At 71.7% G+C, this 21,580-nt stretch carries 20 protein-coding genes; 11 read left to right on the top strand and 9 right to left on the bottom strand.

Annotated elements, in window-relative coordinates:
* Nucleotides 1–165 precede the first annotated feature (165 nt).
* From ABZ671_RS03580 to ABZ671_RS03570, 3 genes are all read right to left on the bottom strand, one after another.
* Nucleotides 166–594: a hypothetical protein gene (locus ABZ671_RS03580; RefSeq protein ID WP_357850483.1), complete on the bottom strand. Its 429-nt coding sequence runs from the start codon at nt 592–594 to the stop codon at nt 166–168.
* Between the two features lie 169 nt (nt 595–763).
* A complete protein-coding gene (locus tag ABZ671_RS03575) occupies nt 764–1,972 on the bottom strand; it encodes a cation:proton antiporter (protein ID WP_357850480.1) in 1,209 nt (402 codons plus the stop codon).
* 7 nt (nt 1,973–1,979) lie between these two features.
* A complete protein-coding gene (locus ABZ671_RS03570) occupies nt 1,980–2,480 on the bottom strand; it encodes a TrkA C-terminal domain-containing protein (RefSeq protein ID WP_357850477.1) in 501 nt (166 codons plus the stop codon).
* A gap of 52 nt (nt 2,481–2,532) precedes the next feature.
* Between ABZ671_RS03570 and ABZ671_RS03565 the strand changes: the two genes are divergently transcribed.
* The 8 genes from ABZ671_RS03565 (at nt 2,533) to ABZ671_RS03530 (ending at nt 10,676) form a co-directional block, all read left to right on the top strand.
* Nucleotides 2,533–3,600 (top strand): hypothetical protein, encoded by a 1,068-nt coding sequence (locus tag ABZ671_RS03565; RefSeq protein ID WP_357850474.1) that lies wholly within the window; start codon nt 2,533–2,535, stop codon nt 3,598–3,600.
* A 332-nt stretch (nt 3,601–3,932) separates the two neighbouring features.
* Nucleotides 3,933–6,524: an ATP-dependent chaperone ClpB gene (clpB, locus tag ABZ671_RS03560; protein WP_357850471.1), complete on the top strand. Its 2,592-nt coding sequence runs from the start codon at nt 3,933–3,935 to the stop codon at nt 6,522–6,524.
* Between the two features lie 94 nt (nt 6,525–6,618).
* The gene (locus ABZ671_RS03555) at nt 6,619–6,993 is read left to right on the top strand and encodes a hypothetical protein (RefSeq protein WP_357850468.1); all 375 of its coding nucleotides are present in this window, start codon (nt 6,619–6,621) and stop codon (nt 6,991–6,993) included.
* Between the two features lie 105 nt (nt 6,994–7,098).
* Nucleotides 7,099–7,932 (top strand): hypothetical protein, encoded by an 834-nt coding sequence (locus ABZ671_RS03550; RefSeq protein ID WP_357850465.1) that lies wholly within the window; start codon nt 7,099–7,101, stop codon nt 7,930–7,932.
* A 71-nt stretch (nt 7,933–8,003) separates the two neighbouring features.
* Nucleotides 8,004–8,732 carry a hypothetical protein gene (locus ABZ671_RS03545; RefSeq protein ID WP_357850462.1) on the top strand — a complete coding sequence of 243 codons (729 nt, stop codon included), beginning with the start codon at nt 8,004–8,006 and terminating at the stop codon, nt 8,730–8,732.
* Nucleotides 8,729–9,538 carry an SDR family NAD(P)-dependent oxidoreductase gene (locus tag ABZ671_RS03540; protein ID WP_357850459.1) on the top strand — a complete coding sequence of 270 codons (810 nt, stop codon included), beginning with the start codon at nt 8,729–8,731 and terminating at the stop codon, nt 9,536–9,538. Before ABZ671_RS03545 ends, ABZ671_RS03540 begins: the two co-directional genes overlap by 4 nt.
* Before the next feature lie 163 nt (nt 9,539–9,701).
* Nucleotides 9,702–10,241: an orotate phosphoribosyltransferase gene (gene pyrE, locus ABZ671_RS03535; RefSeq protein WP_357850456.1), complete on the top strand. Its 540-nt coding sequence runs from the start codon at nt 9,702–9,704 to the stop codon at nt 10,239–10,241.
* Between the two features lie 57 nt (nt 10,242–10,298).
* The gene (locus ABZ671_RS03530) at nt 10,299–10,676 is read left to right on the top strand and encodes a metalloregulator ArsR/SmtB family transcription factor (RefSeq protein WP_007073957.1); all 378 of its coding nucleotides are present in this window, start codon (nt 10,299–10,301) and stop codon (nt 10,674–10,676) included.
* 186 nt (nt 10,677–10,862) lie between these two features.
* Here the strand turns inward: ABZ671_RS03530 and ABZ671_RS03525 are convergent, their stop codons facing one another.
* The 4 genes from ABZ671_RS03525 to ABZ671_RS03510 all read right to left on the bottom strand — a co-directional run bounded on the left by ABZ671_RS03525 (nt 10,863) and on the right by ABZ671_RS03510 (nt 15,949).
* Nucleotides 10,863–11,651, bottom strand: coding sequence for a DedA family protein (locus ABZ671_RS03525; RefSeq protein ID WP_357850651.1), 789 nt, complete (start codon nt 11,649–11,651; stop codon nt 10,863–10,865).
* An 84-nt stretch (nt 11,652–11,735) separates the two neighbouring features.
* Nucleotides 11,736–14,252 carry a polynucleotide kinase-phosphatase gene (locus ABZ671_RS03520; protein WP_357850453.1) on the bottom strand — a complete coding sequence of 839 codons (2,517 nt, stop codon included), beginning with the start codon at nt 14,250–14,252 and terminating at the stop codon, nt 11,736–11,738.
* Nucleotides 14,249–15,676 carry a 3' terminal RNA ribose 2'-O-methyltransferase Hen1 gene (locus tag ABZ671_RS03515; protein ID WP_357850450.1) on the bottom strand — a complete coding sequence of 476 codons (1,428 nt, stop codon included), beginning with the start codon at nt 15,674–15,676 and terminating at the stop codon, nt 14,249–14,251. The genes ABZ671_RS03520 and ABZ671_RS03515 overlap by 4 nt, the downstream gene beginning before the upstream one ends.
* A gap of 60 nt (nt 15,677–15,736) precedes the next feature.
* On the bottom strand, nt 15,737–15,949 hold the full coding sequence (locus ABZ671_RS03510; protein WP_357850447.1) for a hypothetical protein: 213 nt from the start codon (nt 15,947–15,949) through the stop codon (nt 15,737–15,739).
* 133 nt (nt 15,950–16,082) lie between these two features.
* On the opposite strand from ABZ671_RS03510, the gene ABZ671_RS03505 reads away from it, so the two are divergent.
* Entirely contained in the window at nt 16,083–16,466 is a 384-nt protein-coding gene (locus ABZ671_RS03505) for a phage holin family protein (RefSeq protein WP_357850648.1), read from the top strand.
* Nucleotides 16,467–16,590: 124 nt separating this feature from the next.
* Nucleotides 16,591–17,613 (top strand): class II fructose-bisphosphate aldolase, encoded by a 1,023-nt coding sequence (gene fbaA / locus ABZ671_RS03500; protein ID WP_357850444.1) that lies wholly within the window; start codon nt 16,591–16,593, stop codon nt 17,611–17,613.
* A 57-nt stretch (nt 17,614–17,670) separates the two neighbouring features.
* On the opposite strand, the gene ABZ671_RS03495 is transcribed toward fbaA, so the two are convergent.
* Nucleotides 17,671–18,885: a hypothetical protein gene (locus ABZ671_RS03495; RefSeq protein WP_357850441.1), complete on the bottom strand. Its 1,215-nt coding sequence runs from the start codon at nt 18,883–18,885 to the stop codon at nt 17,671–17,673.
* 259 nt (nt 18,886–19,144) lie between these two features.
* On the opposite strand from ABZ671_RS03495, the gene ABZ671_RS03490 reads away from it, so the two are divergent.
* Nucleotides 19,145–19,573, top strand: a complete 429-nt coding sequence (locus ABZ671_RS03490) for a DUF3151 domain-containing protein (protein WP_357850438.1) — start codon at nt 19,145–19,147, stop codon at nt 19,571–19,573.
* A 52-nt stretch (nt 19,574–19,625) separates the two neighbouring features.
* Here the strand turns inward: ABZ671_RS03490 and ABZ671_RS03485 are convergent, their stop codons facing one another.
* Complete coding sequence (locus ABZ671_RS03485; RefSeq protein ID WP_357850435.1) at nt 19,626–21,542, bottom strand: chromosome partitioning protein; 1,917 nt, start codon at nt 21,540–21,542, stop codon at nt 19,626–19,628.
* Nucleotides 21,543–21,580: the final 38 nt, after the last annotated feature.

Here is a 21,580-nt window from a genome sequence, read left to right as displayed (position 1 = left end):
GGGGACGCGGTGATGCCGCGAGGGGGCCTCGGCCCGTTCGCCGTTGAGGGATGTGCGGGCCGGGACGCGGTGATGCCGCGAGGGGGCCTCGGCCCGTTCGCCGTTGAGGGATGTGCGGGCCGGGACGCGGTGATGCCGCGAGGGGGCCTCGGCCCGCTCGCCGTACTAGAGCCGTCGGTTTTCTCGGACGAGGCCGCCTTCGCACCAGTCGCGGTAGGCGAAGAGGTCCGGCCGGGCGAGCAGTACCCGGCTGTTGTGCGCCCAGTTGCGCATCAGCTCGTCGCCGGCCCGTTCGGCCTGCTCGACCAGCTTTCTGAAGCGGCGCTTCGGGTGGGCGCGGAACTTCGTCCGGATGCCGTCGGCGGCGTAGATGTAGAGGCAGTGCAGGGCGAACCGGCGAGCCGGGCAGGCCGGGTCCATGGCCAGTTCGAAGAGCGTCCCCACCAGGTGGTCGCCGGAGACCAGCAGGTCCCAGTCCGGGGGCATGGAGGTCAGCGGTACCGAGTTCGGCTGGTAGGCCCACGTTCGCAGCTCCGCCGGCGACGGATCGACCGGGTTGGCGAAGCCGCGGAACGTCTCCTCCTGCACGCTCACCGGCCAACCTTTCGTTGCTGCTGGCGGGGGCACCGGCCACCCGCGGACCCTGGGCGCTGGGGCGACACCGTAACGCGGTTCCGCGTGCCGACGGTAGCCCTTCCCGGAACCAATTCGGCAACCGTTGGCCGGGCCGGGGCGACCGTAAGGCCGACCCGGCCCGGCGTACTCAATCGGTGGCCGGCACCGGTGCGGGCGGCCGGGCGGCGGCACGCCGGCGCAACCAGCGTTTGAACCAGGGCATGTCGGGCAGTCGGGCCAGCATCGGCCCGACCACCACGGTGATCAACACGTACGCCGTGGCGAGCCCCGCCAGCCTGGGTTCCACCGGGTGCGCGGCGGCGACGGCGAGCCCGGCGATGACGATGGAGAATTCACCGCGCGGGGTGAGCGCGAAACCGGCCCGCCATCGACCGGGCTCGGCGATCCCGGCCCGCCGGGCGGCCAGGTATCCCGTGAGCACCTTCGTGCCGATGGTCACCACGGCCAGCGCCAGCGCCGGCAGCAGCACCGGGGGCATGTCCCTCGGGTCGGTGACCAGCCCGAAGAATAAGAAGAACACCGCGGCGAAGAGATCCCGCAGCGGCGACAGCAACTCGGTGGCGTGGTGCGCCACTGGCCCGGAGAGGGCGATGCCGACGAGGAAGGCACCAACCGCCGCGGAGACCTGGAGCTTGGCTGCGAGGCCGGCGACCAGCAGGGTCAGGCCGAGCACCCCGAGCAGCAGTGCCTCCGGGTCCTTCGCGGAGAACGCCGCGGAGATCACGTGCCCGTACCGGATGGCGACGAACAGCACGGCGACCACGGTGAACACCGCGACGGCGAGCGCCATGCCGCCCTTGATCAGGCCGATCCCGGCGAGCAGTGCGGTGAGCAGCGGCAGGTAGAGGGCCATCGCCAGGTCCTCGATCACCAGGACGGAGAGGATCACCGGGGTCTCCCGGTTACCGACCCGGCCGAGGTCGCCGAGGACCTTGGCGATCACCCCGGACGAGGAGACCCAGGTGACGCCGCCGAGCACCACGGCGGCCAGCCAGCCCCAGCCGAGCAGCAGTGCGAAGGCGAAGCCGGGCAGCGCGTTGAGCACCGCATCGATCAGGCCGGCTGGGGCCGCCGAACGGAGGTTGCCCACCAGTTCGCCGGCGCTGTATTCCAGGCCGAGCATGACCAGCAGCAGGATCACGCCGATTTCCGCGCCGATGGCGAAGAATTCTTCACTGGCGTTGAGTGGCCATATGCCGCCCGTGCCGAAGGCGACGCCGGCGAGCAGGTAGAGGGGGATGGGCGAGACGCCGAACCGGCGGCTGAGCCGGCCGAGCAGGCCGAGCAGGAACAGCAGCGCGCCGACCTCGACGAGCAGTGTGGTGGTTTCGTGCATCCGCGCCTCAGCCGTCCGGGTCCGCTTCGGCGAGGATCGCGCTGACCCCGTCGAGACCCTGCCGGGTGCCGACAACGACCACCACGTCACCTGCGGCGAAGCGGAAGGTGGGTTCCGGCGAGACGATCACCTCGCCCTGGCGCAGCACCGCGACGATGGACGCGCCCGTGCGGGTGCGCGCCTTGGTGTCGCCCAGTTGCCGGTTGACGTACCTGGCACCAGCGGGGATGGCGATCTGCTCGGTGAGCAGCCCGGCGGCCTGCTCGCGCAGCCCGGAGAGTTGGCTGAGCAGCAGGGACGCGCCGAGGATGTCGGCGAGCGCCTCCGCCTCGTCGTCGGTCAGTGGAATATCCGCCTGGCAGGAGTCCGGATCGTCCGGATCGTAGAGGACCAGGTCACGACGGCCGTTGCGGTGGGAGACCACGCCGACCCGGCGGCCGGATTCCGTCACCAGATCGTGACGTACGCCGATCCCCGGGAGGGCAGTCTGTTCAACACGTACTCGCACGCGGGCGAGGCTACCCTGCGTTGGAGGTGTGGTGAAACGGCGAGCGGCCTGCATGGCGACACTATTCCTGGCATCGGCGGTGCTGGGGGCCTGTTCTATCGGGGACGTCCGGCGTCCGCCGCCGAACCGGGCGTCCGCGTCGCCCGGGCCGGTGGCCACCTCGCCGGGCCAGCCGCCGGTCGCCGACGTGCACGAGGTTCGCCTCGTTCGGGTCGCCGTGCCCGACCGGTACGACCCGCCGCGAATCGAGTTCGTTGACGCCGAGCGGGCGTACGCCCTCTTCGCCACCTGCGACGGCGAGGATTGTCCGGCGCTGCTCTTCGCCACCCGGGATGGTGGCCGGTCCTGGCAGGCGTTGCCGCATCCTCGGCCGGTCGCCGAGAACCAGCAGCTCTACGCCCCGCAGGGGCTGCTGACCCTCCAATCGGTGTCGTTCGGCTGGTACATCTCGACCGACGGCGGTGTCACCTTCACCCACCACCCGGGCGCAGAGCCCCCGCCCGCGCTGGTCGGTGTCAAGGGCCGGTTCCAGTTTGTCGAGAAGAGCGGCAAGGTGGCCCGCTGGGACGGCCGTCGGCTGCGACCTTTGGCAGCCCAGCCCGGACTGCCGATGGTGAACATGGTGCGCGAGGCCGGGGGCCTGCTGGTCGCGGCCGGTGCGGCCGGCGGGCGTCCGTACGCCGCGGTCTCGACGGACCAGGGGCGGAGCTGGCAGCGGACGGCGGTGCCGGCGCCCGATGGCGAGGTGGAAAACCTGTGGGTGATGTCCGCGCCCGACAGCGAGGTATGGCTGATCGGGTCGCGGCCGGACCCGGCCGGTTTCCCGGCGCTCTGGCTCTACCGGGGCGACTGGCAGCTGGTGCGGGCCGCCGGCCACCCCGACAGGATGTCCTCGGTGGCGCCGGTGGGTGCCGGGAGGGTGGCGGTGACCGGGCCGGACGGCGTGGGCGTGGTGGTGAACGGCCAGTACGGGCGGGTGAGTTGGCCCGTCGGCCCCGAGCACTACCTTTACCTGCTCGATGACGGCACGCTTGTGGGGCGTGCCCCGGACGAGGTCATCCTCGCCGTCGGCCCGATCGGCGCCCGCCGCTGGATCAGGGTCGCCCTGCTCGGCGACTGACGGCCAACGCTGCCGTGTGCCGTCACTCCGGACAACGCCCAACCATGATCTGTGGCAGTCCAGCTGCCCGACACGCCGAGCTGGAAACAGCCTGACTGCCACAGATCAGGGGCATAGGCCCCGACCCTGTCAGCCCAAGGGGCCTGACCGAGCCCTTCAGTGCCGCTCTACCCCTGCTCGTCCTCGTGTGCCAGCCGGGGGCGATGGTGCCCTGCGCCGCCCGACTGCCCGGCTGAGGGTGAAGTGATCCAGTTCACACGGCTAGGGTTGAGCGGAATAGACTCAACTCTGGTTGTGTCGTTCGGAGTGGACACGTCGATCCGGGGGAGTTCATGAACACGGAACGTCTCACCACCAAGAGCCGCGAGACCATCACCGGTGCCGTCGCGCTGGCGAACCAGCGCGGTCACGCCACCGTGGAGCCCTGGCACCTGCTCCTGTCGCTGCTGGACACCGAGGGTTCGACCGCCGCAGGCCTGCTGCGCGCCGTCGGGGCCGACCCCGCCGAGCTGCGTCGGGTCGCCCAGCGCTCGGTCGACGCCCTGCCCGCCGCGCGCGGCTCCAGCCTCGCCGAGCCCACCCTGGCCCGCGAGTTCGTCAACGCCATTGGCGCCGCCGAGCAGATCGCCCGGCCGCTGGGCGACGAATACACCTCGACCGAGCACCTGCTCGCCGGGCTGGCCCGGGTTGGTGGCGCGGTCTCCGTCGCGCTCAACAACGCCGGGGCCACCGAGGAAAGCCTGGTCGCCGCCTTCCCGACCGTACGCGGCGGGGACCGGCGGGTCACCACGGCCGACCCGGAGCAGACCTACCAGGCCCTCGCCAAGTACGGCGTGGACCTCACCGCCAGCGCCCGCGAGGGGAAGATCGACCCGGTCATCGGCCGGGACTCCGAGATCCGCCGGGTCATCCAGGTGCTGTCCCGGCGTACCAAGAACAACCCGGTGCTGATCGGTGAGCCGGGCGTCGGCAAGACCGCCATCGTCGAGGGCCTGGCCCAGCGGATCGTCGCCGGTGACGTGCCCGAGTCGCTGCGAGACAAGAAGCTGGTCTCGCTCGACCTCGGCGCGATGGTGGCCGGCGCGCAATATCGCGGCCAGTTCGAGGAGCGCCTGAAGTCGGTGCTGGAGGAGATCAAGAACTCCAACGGCCAGGTCATCACGTTCCTCGACGAGCTGCACACCGTTGTCGGCGCCGGCAAGGGCGAGGGCTCGATGGACGCCGGCAACATGCTCAAGCCGATGCTGGCCCGTGGCGAGCTGCGGATGGTCGGCGCGACCACGCTGGACGAATACCGCGAGCACATCGAGAAGGACCCGGCGTTGGAGCGCCGCTTCCAGCCGGTGCTGGTCGGCGAGCCGACCATCGAGGACACCATCGGCATCCTGCGAGGGCTCAAGGAGCGCTACGAGGTGCACCACGGCGTACGCATCACCGACGCCGCGCTGGTCGCCGCCGCCACCCTGTCCGACCGCTACATCACCGACCGGTTCCTGCCCGACAAGGCAATCGACCTGGTCGACGAGTCCGCGTCCCGGCTCCGGATGGAGATCGACTCCCGGCCGGTCGAGGTGGACGAGATCGAACGGGCGGTGCGCCGGCTGGAGATCGAGGAGATGGCGCTGGCCAAGGAGCCGGACGCCGCCTCCGCCGAACGCCTCGAACGGCTGCGCAAGGAGCTGGCCGACAAGCGCGAGCAGCTCACCGCGCTCTCCGAACGCTGGCAGCTGGAAAAGAGCCACATCACCAAGCTCTCCACGGCCAAGGAGGAGCTGGAGCGACTCGGCGGCGAGGCCGAGCGGGCCGAGCGCGACGGCGAGCTGGAACGCGCCGCCGAGTTGCGGTACGGCCGGATTCCCGCGCTCAAGGCCGAGCTGAAGCAGGCCGAGGAGGAACTGGCCCGGCTTCAGGCCGACGGCGCGATGCTCAAGGAGGAGGTCGGTGCGGACGACATCGCCGCAGTGGTCGCCTCCTGGACCGGCATCCCCGCCGGCCGGCTGCTGGAAGGCGAGACGGCCAAGCTGCTGCGCATGGAGGAGTCGCTGGGAGCCCGTGTGGTCGGCCAGCCCGAGGCGGTCGGTGCGGTCGCCGACGCGGTCCGCCGAGCCCGGGCCGGCGTCGCCGACCCGGACCGCCCGACCGGCAGCTTCCTCTTCCTCGGCCCGACCGGCGTCGGCAAGACCGAGCTGGCCAAGGCGCTCGCCGAGTTCCTCTTCGACGACGAGCGGGCCATGGTACGCATCGACATGAGCGAGTACGGCGAGAAGCACTCCGTCGCCCGCCTGGTCGGTGCCCCGCCCGGATACGTCGGCTACGAGGAGGGCGGGCAGCTCACCGAGGCGGTGCGCCGTCGGCCGTATTCGGTAGTGCTGCTGGACGAGGTGGAGAAGGCCCACCCGGACGTCTTCGACGTGCTGTTGCAGGTGCTCGACGACGGCCGGCTCACCGACGGCCAGGGGCGTACGGTGGATTTCCGCAACGCGATCCTGATCCTCACCTCGAACCTGGGCTCGTCGCTGATCAGCGACCTGACGCTGACCGATGAGCAGCGCCGCGAGGCCGTCCTGGCGGTGGTCCGGTCGCACTTCAAGCCAGAGTTCCTCAACCGCCTCGACGACATCGTGGTGTTCGCCGCCCTGCAGGGTGAGGACCTGCGGGCCATCGTCGACATCCAGCTGGCGCGGATGCGGAAGCGTCTTGCGGACCGCCGGTTGGCGCTGGTCATCAGCGACGCCGCCCGGGTGTGGCTCGCCGAACACGGCTACGACCCGATCTACGGTGCCCGCCCGCTGCGTCGGCTGGTGCAGTCGGCGATCGGCGACCAGCTCGCCAAGGCGTTGCTCGCCGGCCAGATCCGCGACGGCGACACGGTCCGGGTCGACCTGGCCGACACCAAGCAGTCCCTCACCGTCACCGCCGCCTGATTTTGATTCCGCTCCGGCCGGATCCGCCACCGCGGATCCGGCCGGACCCGTATCGACAGATGCCGGGGCGGACGCGGTGCGGAAGGATGGGGGGATGGGCTTCGAAGAGCGGGACCAGGAGCTGGACGCGGCCGTCCGGGAGTTGGCCTCGGCGGACACGCTCGCCTTCGGCGGGGTGGGGATCGCCGGCACGTTGCTGCCGGCCACGGCGGCTTACCAGCAGGTGGAGCGGGCGCTCAAGGAAAATCCGGCGGAGGCTCGGCAGCAGGTCGACTGGCTGCTGGAGCACGGCTCGCCGGCCGGAAAGGCGTACGCCGCCGCGTCGCTGGACACCGTCGACCGGGAGCTGGGCCGGGTGGCCTGGACCCGGCTGCGCGACGACGCGGGTGAGTTGACCACGTTCACCGGCTGCCTGATGGACCAGACCACGCTCGGCGCGTACGCCGCGGGGCGGCTTGCCGGGGAGTGACCCATGAGGCACGACACTTTCCCACCGCGGCGGGTCCGGCTTTCGCGCCGTGCTCACCCGGCGCCGGCTCGTTACGGTAGTCGTGTGATCTAGGGAAGGAGAATCATGGCCGATGCTACGGGGACGCCGCCCCGCGCCCGACCGGGCGTGGTGACGACGTCCAGTTGGTTGCTCATCCTCGTCGCCGCCATCCAGGTGGTGAATCTGATTCTGACGCTGTCCACCATCGGCACGCTTCGCGAGGTGTTGCAGGACGCCTACCGTGGCAGCGCCGCCGAGCAGGTGGCCGACGTCACCTACGGCATCGGCATCGCGGCTGCCGTGTTCTCGCTGCTGCTCGCGATCGGGCTCGTCGTCCTCGCCCTGTTGAACAACCGGGGCATGAACGGCGCCCGGATCACCACCTGGGTGGTGGGTGGCCTGCTGCTCTGCTGCACCGGCGGTGGCCTGGTGAACAACGTGGCCGGCGGCCTGACCAACGGCGGTTCGACCGGTGGCAACATGCCGAGCAGCCAGGAGGTTCAGCGCCGGTTGGAGGAGGCCCTGCCGTCCTGGTACGGCCCGCTCACCACCGCGCTCGGCCTGCTGGACCTGCTCGCCCTGCTGGCTGCCCTGATTTTGCTGGCTCTGCCGAAGGCGAACGAGTTCTTCCGCAAGCCGCAGCCGATCTGGGAGCCTCCGGTGCCGGGTGCCGCCTACCCGAGCTACCCGCCGGCGCCCGGGTATCCGTCGGCACCGGGCTACCCGCCGGCACCCGGGTATCCGTCGGCACCGGGCTACCCCCCGGCGCCCGGTTACCCGCCGGCACCGGGCTATCCGCCCGTTCAGGGCCAGCCGGCGCAGCCGCCCGTCCCGGGGCAGCCGCCAGCTCCGGAGCAGCCCGGTCCTTCGCCGGAGTCCGGCGAGCGCCGGGGGCCCGAGCCGCCCTCGGCAAGTTGACGCTCCGATAACAGCGACGCCGACGATCCCTCCGAGTAGGTTGCAAGCCGACACCTACCGGAGGGATTGTCGTGTCGTATCCCGTTCAGGCCCCGCCTCGCCGGCCGGTGCCGGTCGTCTCGGCGACAGCGGTGCTGCTGCTGATGGCGGCCGGCGCCGTGGCGTACGCGGTCGCCAACCTGCTCATCACGGGTGGCACGGTGGACCGGTTCCGGTCGGCTGCGGGCGGAACCGGCGCCAGCGGCGGCGAGATCGACACGGTTGTGTCGCTGCTGCGCGCCTCCACGGTGCTGTCGGCCGTGATCGGCGTGCTCATGGCGCTGGTGCTTGTCGGGCTCGCCCTCGGCCTGCTGTCCGGCCGCCGCGGCGCTCGGGTGTTCACCTGGGTTATTGCCGGGCTGGGCCTGTTCTGCGGCTGCTGCGGCCTGGCGGTGCTGGTCGGCCAGCGAGCCGCCCCGCTGCGCCTCGGCGACGGCGAGCAGGTCACCGCCGACCTGCTCGGTCTCGTCGGCGATGCGTACCCGGCCTGGTGGATTCCGTTGAACGCGGCCGCGTCGGTGGCGCAGGTCATCGGGTACCTGCTGGTGGCCGGGTTGCTGGTCCTGCCCGGGGCTGCTGCCTTCTACCGCCGCCCCTCGCCTACCGGTCCGACGCCTCCGGCCGGCCCCAGGCCTCCGGCTGGGCCGGCCCCCGGTTCCGGCCCGGCCTACGGCCCGCCGCCCCCTTCGGCTCCACCGGCCTACGGCCCGTCGTCCTGGGGGCTGCCCGGGCCGAATCCGCCCCCCGAGGATCGCCCGTGACCGAGGAGACCAAGCTGTTCCCGCGCCGCGCGCTGATCACCGGCGCCACCCTGGGTATCGGCGAGGCGTTCGCCCGTCGGCTCGCTGCCGACGGGTGGGACCTGGTGCTGGTGGCCCGGGACGCCGGCCGGCTCGACACCACTGCCACCGAGTTGGCTCGCCGGTACGACTGCCGGATCGAAAATATTGCCGCCGATCTGTCCACGGACGACGGCTGTGCGGCGGTCGAACGCCGACTTGGCGACGAGCCGCCAATCGGGCTGTTGGTGAACAACGCAGGGATGAGCCTCAACACTCCGTTCGTCCGATCGGCCGTCGGGGACGAGGTCAGATTGCTTCGGCTGAATGTGTTGGCGGTGCTGCGACTGACCCATGCGGCCCTGGGACCAATGGTCAAAAGAGGAACGGGGGCAGTGATAAATGTCTCTTCCGTTGCTGGTTTCGGTGTCCCAATGCCGGGCTCGACGTACTCGGCCAGCAAGGCATGGGTGACGAATTTCAGTGAGTCGATCGGTCAGTCGGTGGCGCCGCTCGGCGTACGGGTGATGGCGCTCTGCCCTGGCTACACCCGTACCGGATACCACGAGCGGGCCGGCATCAGCATGTCGCGTATTCCGGCCTGGCTGTGGCTGCGAACCGACGACGTGGTCGACGAAGGGCTGCGTGACCTGCGGAAAGGCAGGCTGGTCAGCGTGCCGAGCTGGAAGTACAAGTTGGCCGTGGCGGGCCTGCGGCACGCGCCCCGACGGCTGCTGCGCGGTGTCTCCCGGGACACCCGCGGGCGGATCACACCCGGCACTGACTGACCTCGCCGGGTCCGTGGGCGTCCAGGAGACGGGATTGGCGCTCCCGACCGGGATGGACGGTGGCACAGCGTAGCCGGACATCGCCACCCGTCGGTCGCTCGCAGGGTTGACCCGGGAGGGCCCGGCACACACCTCCCAGACTTGCGCAGTACCCTCTATCGCCATGGGGGACCACGACGACCTGCGTAAATTCATCACCGACCTGGCTGTGGTCCATGGTCGGGTGGTGCTCTCGTCCGGTCTTGAGGCGGACTGGTATGTCGATCTGCGTCGCGTCACGCTCCATCACCGGGCAGCGCCGTTGGTGGGTCGGGTGATGCGCGACCTCACCGCCGACTGGGCGTATGACGCCGTCGGTGGACTAACCCTCGGGGCCGACCCGGTCGCTGCGGCGATGCTGCACGCGTCGGCCGAGACCGACCGGCCGCTGGACGCGTTTGTGGTCCGCAAGGCGGGCAAGGCGCACGGCCTCCAGCGGCGTATCGAGGGGCCGGACGTGGCCGGTCGCCGGGTCCTGGCGGTCGAGGACACTTCGACCACGGGCGGCAGTGTGCTGGCCGCAGTGGAGGCGTTGCGTGAGGCCGGGGCCGAGGTGATCGGTGTGGCGGTTATTGTTGATCGAGGCGCTGGCGACGCGGTACGAGCCGCCGGACTGCCCTATCGGGCGGCCTATACGTTGGCTGACCTCGGCCTTGTGGCGTAAAAATTTGCCGATTCGGATCTGCTGATATGCAGGCGGATCGATGCTGCTGGTGGAAGGATGGAATACGTGGGAACTGCGTTGGCTGAAATGACCATGCCTCAGATCTCGCCGCTCGCCGGCGAGCCAATCGAACGTGCCGATGCCGAGCGGCTCGCGGGGGTGCTGAAGGCACTCGCCGATCCTGCTCGGCTGCGGCTGCTCAGCCTGATCCAGTCGGCTCCCGAGGGGGAGGCGTGTGTGTGTGACCTCACCGCGCCGCTCGGCCTCTCGCAGCCGACGGTCAGTCACCACCTGCGCATCCTCACCGAGGCCGGCTTGCTGGAGCGGGAGAAGCGCGGTGTCTGGGCGTACTACCGGCTGGTGCCGACCGCGATCGCCACGATCGCGGATCTGCTCACCCCGCCGCGGAAGCGGGCCACCAAGAAGGCCCGCTGAAACCGGACGTGCCCGAGTCCAGGTGGCCGCCGGCCGCCTCGCTTGAGCGCGACCACGGGTGGCGTGGCAGGGGCGACGTCACCACCGGACGGTGACGGCTGCCCGGCATCCGCACCACCCGCAGCTCGACAGGTCTACGCCGATGGCCGGCCCCCTCAGGGGACCGGCCATCGGCGTATCTAAAAGTCAGCGGCGGTGCTGGCCGCGCCGGCCGCCGTGCCGGGGGTCGTCGTCGTCCTCGGCCTCCCGCCGGAGCGCGTCAACGGCACCGGCTGCGCTGGCCGCGGCGACCACGGTGACTGCCTCGCCGCGCTTGCGTGCCCGCCGGTCCCGGAGGAACTCGAAGAAGATCGGCAGCACCGAGATCACGATGATCAGCGCGACCACCGGCAGGATGTACCGGTCGATCTTGTCGCCGATCGCGTTGTAGATCTGGGCGGCCAGCAGGTAGCCGATCAGCAGGATGCCGTCCACCCAGAGGATCGCGCCGACCACGTTCCAGAGGAGGAACTGTCGGGGCGGCATGCCGAGCATCCCGGCCACCGGGTTGAGGAACGTCCGCACGATCGGAATGAACCGGGCCAGCACCACGGCCTTCGCCGGACCGAACTTCTGGAAGTAGTACTCGGCCTTCTCCACGTACTCCCGCTTGAAGAGGCGGGAGTTGGGGCGGTCGAACATCCGCCGGCCATACCGGGCGCCGAGCCAGTGCCCGAACTGGGCGCCGGCGATCGCGCAGAGCGGCCCGCCGATCAGCAGCGCGACCAGGTTCAGGCGGGTGCCGGCGCCGAAGATCGCGTCCGCCACCGACGATGAGGCCACCCCGGCCAGGAAGAGCAACGAGTCGCCGGGGAAGAAGAAGCCGACCAGCAGGCCGGTCTCGGCGAAGAGGATCGCCCAGACGCCGACCAGGCCGAAGGTGTGAATCATCTCCTTCGGGTCGAGCGGGTTCAAGGCGATGCTCTCCGAGAGCATCCGGGTCTTTTGTGCTGTGTCCACGGCCACAAAGGGTACCCAAGCCCGGTCCGGCCACGTGCCGGACCGGGGCGTACGGGGTCATCAGAGGCGGGGGTCGACCGGTTCGGACTCGCAGGCGAGGATCGCGAAGACCAGCTCGTGTCGTCGCCAGAGCGGAGCGTCCTCGGCCAGCGCGTCCAGCGCGGCCAGGCCGAGCCCGTGCTCGCGCAGGGCCAGCCCCCGCTTACGCCCCAGCGAGCGCCGGCGCAGCGCGGCGAGCTGCCCCGGCTCGGTGTACCCGGGGCCGTAGATGATCCGCAGGTACTCCCGGCCTCGGCACTTGATGCCCGGCTGGAGCAGCGCGCCCCTCGGCGAGCGGGCGGCCAGGCCGGCGTACGGCTTGACCACCATGCCCTCGCCGCCGGCCGCCGTCAGGGCCAGCCACCAGTCGGTCGCCGCCGCCACCGCTGCCGCGTCGGTCAGGTCGACCACCTGCCGCCGCGTCAGGGTGAAGAACTCCGGGTCCGCCGCGCAGAGCCGGTCCGCCACGGTCAGGTGCCAGCCGTGGTCCCGGTCGGCGTAGCTGGCCCCGGCCCCGGCCAGCACCGCGAACGGCGCCAGCGTCACCCCGCGCAGCCCGTCGGTCGGCCCGACGTACGCCCGGTACGCCGCCGAGTACGCCCGGACCTCGGACTCCCGGTCGGCCAGCCGGCCGCGCAGCTCCTCGACCGCAAGCCCGCGCGCGGCGACGGCGTCGAGCGTGGTGAGCGCTGCTGGCAGGGCCGCTCGGCCGGCCGCGCCGACCCCCGCGTACTGCTCGCGGATCAGGCCGCCCGCCTTCGCCGACCAGGGCAGCAACTCGCAGTCGAGCAGCAGCCAGTCGGTGCCCAGCTCGGCCCAGAGCCCGGCCGTGGTGACCGCGGCGCGGACCCGGGCCAGCAGCTCGTCGTCGAGCGGCGGCCCGAAGAACGGCCGGCCGGTGCGGGTGTGCACCACCCCGCCGGCGAACCGCCCCGGTTCCCGCTCCACCAGCACCACGGCCCGCGAGCCCATGTGCTTCTCCTCGCAGACCACCCGCTCGACGCCGGCCGCGCGGTAGTCGGCGAACGCCTGCTCCGGGTGCTCCAGGAACCCCTCGACCGTCGACGTCGAGCAGGGTGCCATGGTCGGCGGCAGCCAGACCAGCCGGCCCGGGTCCACCGCGTACCGGCTCATCACCTCCAGTGCGGCGGCGGCGTTCTCCGCGGGCACGGTCAGCGACCCGTACGGGTGGGTGAGGTGCCGCCGCCCGGTGACGTCGGCCAGGTCCAGCACCGTGTCCGGGCGGACCGGTGCGGGCGCGACCAGCGGACGGGCCGGGGCGTACCACTCCTGCACCGCCGGGACGGAGACGAGCTCCTTCTCGGGGTAGCGCAACGCGGTGAGCCGGCCGCCGAAGACACAGCCGGTGTCGATGCAGATGGTGTTGTTGACCCACTCCGGCTCGGGGGTGGGGGTGTGGCCGTACACGACCATGGCCGAGCCCCGGTAGTCGCGCGCCCACGGGTAGCGCACCGGCAGGCCGTACTCGTCGGTCTCGCCGGTGGTCTCCCCGAACAGCGCGAACGCGCGGACCCGGCCCGACGCCCGGCCCTGGTACGCCTCCTTCAGGCCGGCGTGCGCGACCACCAGCCGGCCGCCGTCCAGCACATAGTGGCTGACCAGGCTGTCGACGAAGGTCGCCACGTCCGCAACGAACTCCGCCGGCTCCGACTCCAGCTGGGCCATCGTCTCGGCCAGGCCGTGGGTGAGCCGCACGTCCCGGCCGCGCAGCCTGCGCAGCAGCTTCTGCTCGTGGTTGCCGGGCACGCAGATCGCGTGGCCGGCCGCCACCATGCCCATCACCAGGCGCAGCACCCCCGGGGAGTCCGGGCCGCGGTCCACCAGGTCACCGACGAAGACCGGGGTACGCCCGGCCGGGTGCACCGCGTCCACCGGCCGACCCGCGTCGTCGTGGCGCAGGGCGTAGCCCAGCCGCAGCAGCAGCGCCTCCAACTCCTGCCGGCAGCCGTGCACGTCGCCCACGATGTCGAAGGGCCCGGTCAGCTCCCGCCGGTCGTTGAACAGCCGCTCGTAGCAGATCTCGGCGGCGTCGATCTGCTCGACCCCGCGCAGCACGTGCACCTTGCGGAAGCCCTCCCGGGCCAACCGCCCGTAGGACTGCCGCAGGTCCCGCTGCATCCGGGCGAGCACCTGCCGGCCGTGCGTCCGGTCGGCCCGGGAGTGCGTACGCTCCCAGGCCAGCGCCTCCGGCACGTCCAGCACGATCGCCACCGGCAGCACGTCGTGCTCGCGGGCCACCCTGACCAGCGCGGCCCGGGCGTGCGGCTGGAGGTTGGTCGCGTCGACCACGGTGAGCCGGCCCCGGCGCAGCCGGATCCCGGCCACGTGGTGCAGCGCGTCGAACGCGTCCGCCGAGGCCGACTGGTCGTTCTCGTCGTCGGCGACCAGCCCTCGGAAGGTGTCCGAGGAGAGCACCTGGCTGGGGAGGAAGTGCCGCCGAGCGAACGTGGACTTGCCGGATCCGGAGACGCCGACCAGCGCCACCAGGGCGAGCTCGGGAATGTCCAGGGTGGTCATGAGCTGGTTTCCTCCTTCCGGGTCAGCACGGCGAGCTGGGTCGGGCTGCCCACCTCGGGGTCGTCGTCGCCGATCCCATTGATCGTCGCGGTGTAGCCGTGGGTCGCCGACATCCGGTCGACCCAGGCGGCGAACTCGGCCCGGGTCCATTCGAACCGGTGGTCGGCATGCCGGAACCGGCCGGTGTTCAGCCCCTCGTAGCGGACGTTGTATTCCACGTTCGGGGTGGTCACCACCACCGTTCCGGGTCGGGCGTGCCCGAACACCGCGTCCTCCAGCGCCGGCAGGCGCGGCGGGTCGACGTGCTCGATCACCTCCATCAGCACCGCCGCGTCGTACCCGCGCAGCCGGTCGTCCCGGTAGGTCAGGGCCGACTGCCACAGCTTGATCCGGTCCCGCTGCCGCTCGGGCAGCCGGTCCAGCCGCAGTCGCCGGCCGGCCAGGGTGAGCGCCTGGCTGGACACGTCGGTGCCGACGATCTCGGTGAACCGCCGGTCGGCGACCAGCGCGGCGAGCAGCGCCCCGGCCCCGCAGCCCAGGTCCAGCACCCGGCCGGCGCCGCTGGCCCGCAGCGCCGCCAACACCGCCTCGCGCCGGCGTACGGCCAGCGAGGCGCGGGCCGCTTCGCGTGGCTGGTCGGGTTCGACGCTGTCGTCGGCGGGTGGCTCGTCGGTGAGGCGCAGCTCGGCCAGGCGGGCCAGCGCCTCGCCCGCGAGGGCCCGGCGGTGGGCCAGGTAGCGGCGGGTGATCAGGCCCCGTTCCGGGTGGTCGGCCAGCCAGCCGGCGCCGGCCCGGAGCAGCTTGTCCACCTCGTCCGGCGCCACCCAGTAGTGCTTGGCGTCGTCCAACACGGGCAGCAACACGTAGAGGTGGTTGAGCGCGTCGGCGACCCGCAGCCGGCCGGTGAGCGTCAGATCGACGTAGCGACTGTCACCCCACTCCGGGTACGCCTCGTCCAGCGGGATCGGGGTCGCGGTCACCATCCAGCCCAGCGGGGCGAAGACCCGTACGGCCAGCTCGGTGCCGCCCCGGCAGCGCAGCACCGGCACCCGGACCTCCAGCGGAATCGGGGCGGCGGCCAGCTCCGGCCGGTCGCGGGACTCGCCGCGCAGCGCCGACCGGAACACCCGGGCCAGCGCCGAGGAGAGCAGGCTGGACGCGGCGTACGGCCGGTCGTTGACGTACTGCCCGAGGGTGAAAGTGTTCGGCGTGGCCGGCTGTTTGCGGCCCCGACCGCCGCCCAGCTTGAGCGGGTCGACCTCGACCAGCAGGGCCGCCGTGCACCGCTGCTCGTCCGCCTCGGGGTAGAGCACGTGCGCGGTGCCCGCCGGCAGGTCGAAGCTCTGTACGCGGTCCGGGTGCTTGATGAGGAGGTGCCCGAGATCGGTCGCGGGGCGGTGGGTCGTGGTCAAGGTCAGCAGCACGTCCCTGATGCTCTCAGGGGTGTCGATCCCTTTTCCTGGTCGAGGGCCCCATCCGCGGCCTCAGCGGTAGTCGTCCTCGTCGGCGACGACCACCCGGGCCTGCTCCATCGCGTCCCAGTCGCCGGCCTCCAGGCCGCGGTACGGCTCGGTCTCGCCGTCCTCCGGGTTGATCACCGCTGCCTGTTCAACCGCGTCGGCCGGCTCCGCCTCCAGGTTCCGCTCTTCCGGAGCGAGGTGGTCGCTCGGGGCGAAGTCCTCGTCGGGCTGACCCATCGTCCCTCCCGGGGATCTCGGTGCGGACGGTCACCACCACACCGTACGGGCTGGCTCCGCTTCCCGCTCGGTGCCGGGCCGGAGTCGGTGGATTGCGCCTCCTGCCGAGGTGACCGGTGCCAGGATGGGGGACGTGGGCTTCCTGGTCCGACTGGCGATCACTGCGATCGCGTTGTGGATCACCACGATGATCGTGCCCGGAGTGAAGGTGACCGGCCGTGACATCACGGACACCGCGCTCACGCTGCTCGTGGTGGCGCTGATCTTCGGCGTGGTCAACGCGGTGCTCAAACCGGTCATCAAGGTGCTCGGCTGCGTGTTCTACCTGCTCACCCTCGGGCTGTTCGCGCTCGTGGTCAATGCCCTGCTGTTCCTGTTCACCAACTGGATCGCGCGGGAGCTGCACCTGCCGTTCCACGTCGACGGCTTCTGGTCCGCCTTCTGGGGGGCCATCGTGGTGGCTGTGGTCAGCTGGGTGATCAGCATCGTGGTGCCGGACCGTCGGAGGTACCGGTGAGCGGGCCGGTTGTGCCCGTCGCCGTCAGCTACGGGATACTGCCCGCGATGGACAGCGCGGTCCGGCGCACCAAGGAAGACAGCGGCCCGCACGGGCCGAGAGCGGTAAGTAAGGAGCGTTCGACATGCCCATCGCTTCCCCCGAGGCTTACGCGGAGATGCTCGACCGGGCCAAGGCCGGCCGGTTCGCGTACCCCGCGATCAACGTGACCTCCTCTCAGACGCTGAACGCGGCGCTCAAGGGCTTCGCCGACGCGGAGAGTGACGGCATCATCCAGGTCTCCACCGGTGGCGCCGAGTACCTCTCCGGCCCGTCCGTCAAGGACATGGTCAGCGGTTCGGTCGCGTTCGCCAAGTACGCCCACGAGGTGGCGAAGAACTACCCGGTCAACATCGCGCTGCACACCGACCACTGCCCGAAGGAAAAGCTGGACAAGTTCGTCCGGCCGCTGATGGGCATCTCCCAGGAGCGGGTGCAGCGCGGCGAGGAGCCGCTGTTCCAGTCGCACATGTGGGACGGCTCCGCCGTGCCGGTGGCGGAGAACCTGGAGATCGCCGAGCAGCTCCTCACCGAAGCCGCCAAGGGCAAGATCGTCCTCGAGATCGAGGTCGGCGTCGTCGGCGGCGAGGAGGACGGCGTCGAGAACGCCATCAACGAGAAGCTCTACACCACCGTCGAGGACGGTTTGGCCATGGTCGACGCGCTCGGCCTCGGCGAGAAGGGCCGCTACATGGCGGCGCTGACCTTCGGCAACGTGCACGGCGTCTACAAGCCGGGCAACGTCAAGCTCCGCCCCGAGGTGCTTCACGACATCCAGGTGGCGGTCGGCGCCAAGTACGGCAAGGAGAAGCCGCTCAGCCTGGTCTTCCACGGCGGTTCCGGCTCGCTGCTGTCGGAGATCCGCGAGGCGCTGGACTACGGCGTGGTGAAGATGAACATCGACACCGACACCCAGTACTGCTTCAGCCGGCCGGTGGCGGACCACATGTTCCGTAACTACGACGGCGTGCTCAAGGTCGACGGCGAGGTCGGCAACAAGAAGATGTACGACCCTCGCGTCTGGGGCAAGGCCGCCGAGGCCGGCATGGCCGCCCGGGTCGTCGAGGCCTGCGAGGCCCTGCGCTCCACCGGCACCAAGATGAAGTGACGCTTTGAAAGGAGGGCCCCCTATTAACAGACGTCTGTTAATAGGGGGCCTCTCCCTTTATGCGGCGGTGAGCACGCGGACCGCCTCGTGCACGTCGTCGGTCAGGTGCACCGTGGCCGACAGGTCGCCGAACGGGGAGGCGGCCAGCAGCGGGCGCAGCAGCGACTCGACCGGCAGGTCGGTGGTCCAGTAGGCCCGGTCCAGGAAGACGTATGCCCCGCTCGCGCCGTCGGTGCCGTAGTAGGTCTTGGTGGCCGCCTGGAACACCTCCTGCACCGTCCCGGCCCGGCCGGGCGCGAAGACGATCCCGCCCCGGGCCAACCGCAGGATGGTGTCTTCCCGGATCGCGTTCGAGAAATATTTGGCGATCCGCCCGGCGAACAGGTTCGCCGGCTCGTGCCCGTACAGCCAGGTGGGGATGGCCAGCCCGCCCGACCGGGCCCACTCGGTGCCGGTGGCGGCCGGGCGCGGGCTCGGCAGGGCCGGGCCGGCCGCGTACCTTTCCCGCACCCGCAGCGCCACTTCCGTGTAGCGGTCGTGGTCGGTGAAGTCGGGGGCGGTGGCGAGCAGATCGACCGCCGCGGTCAGCTCCTCCGCCGGCCAGGCCGCGAGGAACGCGCCCAGGTTGGCCGCCTCCATCACGCCGGGGCCGCCGCCGGTCACCACCAGCCGGTCGGCCCGCGCCAGCTCCCAGCCCAGCACCGCCGCCGTCCGGTACGCGGCGCTGCCGCGCGGCACCGCGTGCCCGCCCATCACGCCCACCACGGACTGGGGACCGTGCACCGCCAGCCAGGTCCGGGTGGCGTCGACCAGGGCGTTGTCCACCCCGTGGTCGTGCAGTCGTTGGCCGAGCGCCTCTCGGACGTCCGGCAGCGCGCCGCCGTGCGCCCGGTAGTGCGCGTACACCCGGGTGTCGTACATCGCCGCGAAGCCGCCGTCGGCGAAGCCCGCGGCCAGGTCGTCGGCGGTGTAGAGGTGGGCCGGCTGGGTCGAATAGGGCAGCCCGGAGAAGGGCGGAACCACGTTCGCGCCGCGCCGGACCAGGTCCGCGCCGACTTCCCGGTTGGCGAACCGGCAGCCGACGAAGAGGGCGCCGTGCACCTCGACGTCGCGCAGGTCGGGAACCGGATCGAGGTCGAGGCGCAGCCCTTGGACGATCAGGCCGGCGAGGGTTCCCCTGGCCATCCGTTGATCGAAGTCGGCCCGGGTCTGGACCTCGTCGGTGCTGGTGTCGCGCGGCTCGATGACGTCCGCGGGAGGTGGGGTCGGCACGGGCTCATGCTGCCCGAGCCGGGCAAGCCGGCACACCTCCGGCACGGACAGGAGCCCGGCGGCCAGGCCGCCGGGCTCCTGCGTAACCGGGTCCTGGGGAGGCTCCGGATCTGTATTTGTAGTGGATAACAGCGCGGCGCGGCATGGGCCGCCGGTACGTGTGCCGACACCGCAGGCGTGACGAAAGCCTCAGCCGTTTAGCTGACCAGGTCGCCGGACCCTCTCGCGCGGGCGGCCGCGAAGCGGGTTGAATGGGGCGATGCAGAACCTCTTGCCTGAGCCACCGGCCACCCTCCTGCCCGCGCACGAGGAGGCCGACGCCGCGCTGGCCGCCGCCGCGGAGCAGGACACCGACGAGGCGTACGCCGAGGTGGCGGGCGAATTTCCGAGCCACAGCGCGGCCTGGGCGGCGCTCGGCACCCGGGCGCTCGCCGAGGGCCAGGTCGTGGCGGCGTACGCCTACGCGCGTACCGGCTACCACCGGGGCCTGGACCAGCTGCGCCGCAGCGGCTGGAAGGGTCACGGTCCGGTGCCCTGGTCGCACAAGCCCAACCGGGGCTTCCTCCGCTGCCTCTACGTGCTCTCCCGCGCCGCAGGAGAGATCGGCGAGGCGGACGAGGCGGCCCGCTGTGCCCAGTTCCTCCGCGACTGCGACCCGGCCGCCGCGGACGCCGTGGCCAGCCACTGATTCGCGCCGACGGCCGGTCCGACCACCCGGGCCGGGTCGGCCGTCGCCGGAACTACAGCCCCTCGGCGACCGCAGCGGCGATCTTCAGCCAGGCGTCCCGGGTCGCCGAGGAGAGCTGCCCGTACCGGATCGGCTCGCCGGTGTCGATGAGCCGCTCGTACGGTGCCAGCAGCACGGCCCGGGTACGAGCCGCGAAGTGCGTCTGGATCGCCGGCAGATCGATCTCCTTGCGCGACGGTGGCATCGACACCACCGTCACCGCCTGCCGGACCAGTCGCTGCCGCCCGCTCTGCTCCAGGTGGTCGAGCATTCGGGCAGCCGTCTCCGCCGAGTCGTTCCGGGCCGACATGGTGACCACGAGTTGGTCGGTGGCGTCCATCGCGGCCTGCCAGTTCTGGGCTCGGACGTTGTTCCCGGTATCTACGAAGATCAGTTTGTAGAACCGGCTGACCACCTCGCGGATCTCGGCGAACGCGGCGGCGGTGAGCATCTCCCCACCGGTCGCCGACTCGTCCGAGGCGAGCACGTCGAACATTCCCTCGCCCTGTGAGCGGACGTACTGCGACAGGTCACCGACCCGGCCGTGCGGACCCTGGAACTGCCCCAGGTCACGCAGCATGTCCCGGACCGTACGAGAGTGGAAGTCCTGCTGTGCCCGCATGCCCAGGGTGCCCTGGGTCTCGTTGTTGTCCCAGGCCAGCACGTACCCGCCGCGCTTCTGGCCGAAGGTCATCGCGAGCAGCAGGATGGCGACGGTCTTGCCGGCGCCGCCCTTCGGGTTGACCACTGTCACCTGGCGCAGCCCGCCGAAGTTACGCCGGACCATCTCGACGTCCCGCTTCACCTCCTGCTCGTGCCGTCCGGGTGAAAGCCGGACCAGGCCGATCCGGTTCACCACCGCCCGGACGCCCATGGTGGCCACCGGATCAGCCGGCCTGGCCTGGCGGCGGCGGGCGAAGTCCTCGGCCGTCGGAGTGGCCCCGTGCTCCGGGGCCCAGACCGGCTCCGGGTACGCGGCGGGGGCCGGCTGCTGCGGCCCGGGCGGGGCGGGCTGCTGTGGCCCGGGCGGAGCACCCTGCTGCGGCGCGGGGCCACCCTGCTGAGGCCAGGCCGGCGGATACCAGCCCGGCGGAACCGGCCCATCCGCCTGCGGTGGCGGTGGATACGCCTGCGCCGTCGGATAACCCGGTTGTCCATATCCGGCCGGCTGGCCGTATGCGACCGGTCCCGGCGGGGGTGCCGCGCCGCCACCATACAACCGTTGCGGTACGCCCGGCGCGGGCGGAAACGGCCCGAGCCGCGGCGCCGGACGCTCGGGCGAGCCGCCACCGCCCGCTGTCCCGCCGCTCACCGACTCGGGCGAAGCCGCCCCGGCGGCGGGCGAAGCCGCCCCGGCGGCGGGCGTGACCGGCTCGGCGGCGAGCTGCTCTGCCGGCTTGGCTGCGCTCGGCGGCGGCACCGGCTCTACGGCGGGTTCGCTCGCTGAACTGGCGAACCGCTGCGGCGGCTGTGCCCACGGCGACTCGGTCCGGCCGCCGACAGCTGCCGCAGGCTTACCGCACTGGTCGGAACCGTCCGCCGGTATGCCGGCCGAACCGTCGGTGGTCGGCTGCCCGGCCGGTTGCGGCGCGTCCGTGGGCCCGTCGACGGCTGGCTGATCCAGGCTGACCGGCGGCGGCGGCGGTGCGCTGCGCGGTGCGGGTATCTCGTTGCCGGCGTCCGGCGGCGGCCGGTCCGGTGCCGGTCCGGCGGCCGGGTCGACCGGCGGCGCCGGTGGCCGGGCGGTCGTCGGAGGCGTGGCCATCGTGGCAGGGGAGGGCCAGACCGGCGCGGCGGGCTGGGGCGCCGCCCAGGGCGGTTCGGCAGCGGCCGGGTCGGTCGGACCCGACGGCCAGAGCGGCTCGATGTCCCGCTCGGGCACCTGTGGCTGGCCCGGCACGTGGGCCCGGTCGGCGTTCTCGTGCACCACGGTTCCTCCCCACTCCTCCCGCCGAGGATAGGCGGTCC

It is taken from the genome of Micromonospora sp. NPDC006766 (genome assembly GCF_040636055.1).
GTDB lineage: Bacteria > Actinomycetota > Actinomycetes > Mycobacteriales > Micromonosporaceae > Micromonospora.
The sequence above is the reverse complement of the archived record's forward strand: the minus strand, read 5'-3'. Positions and strand labels throughout refer to the sequence as shown.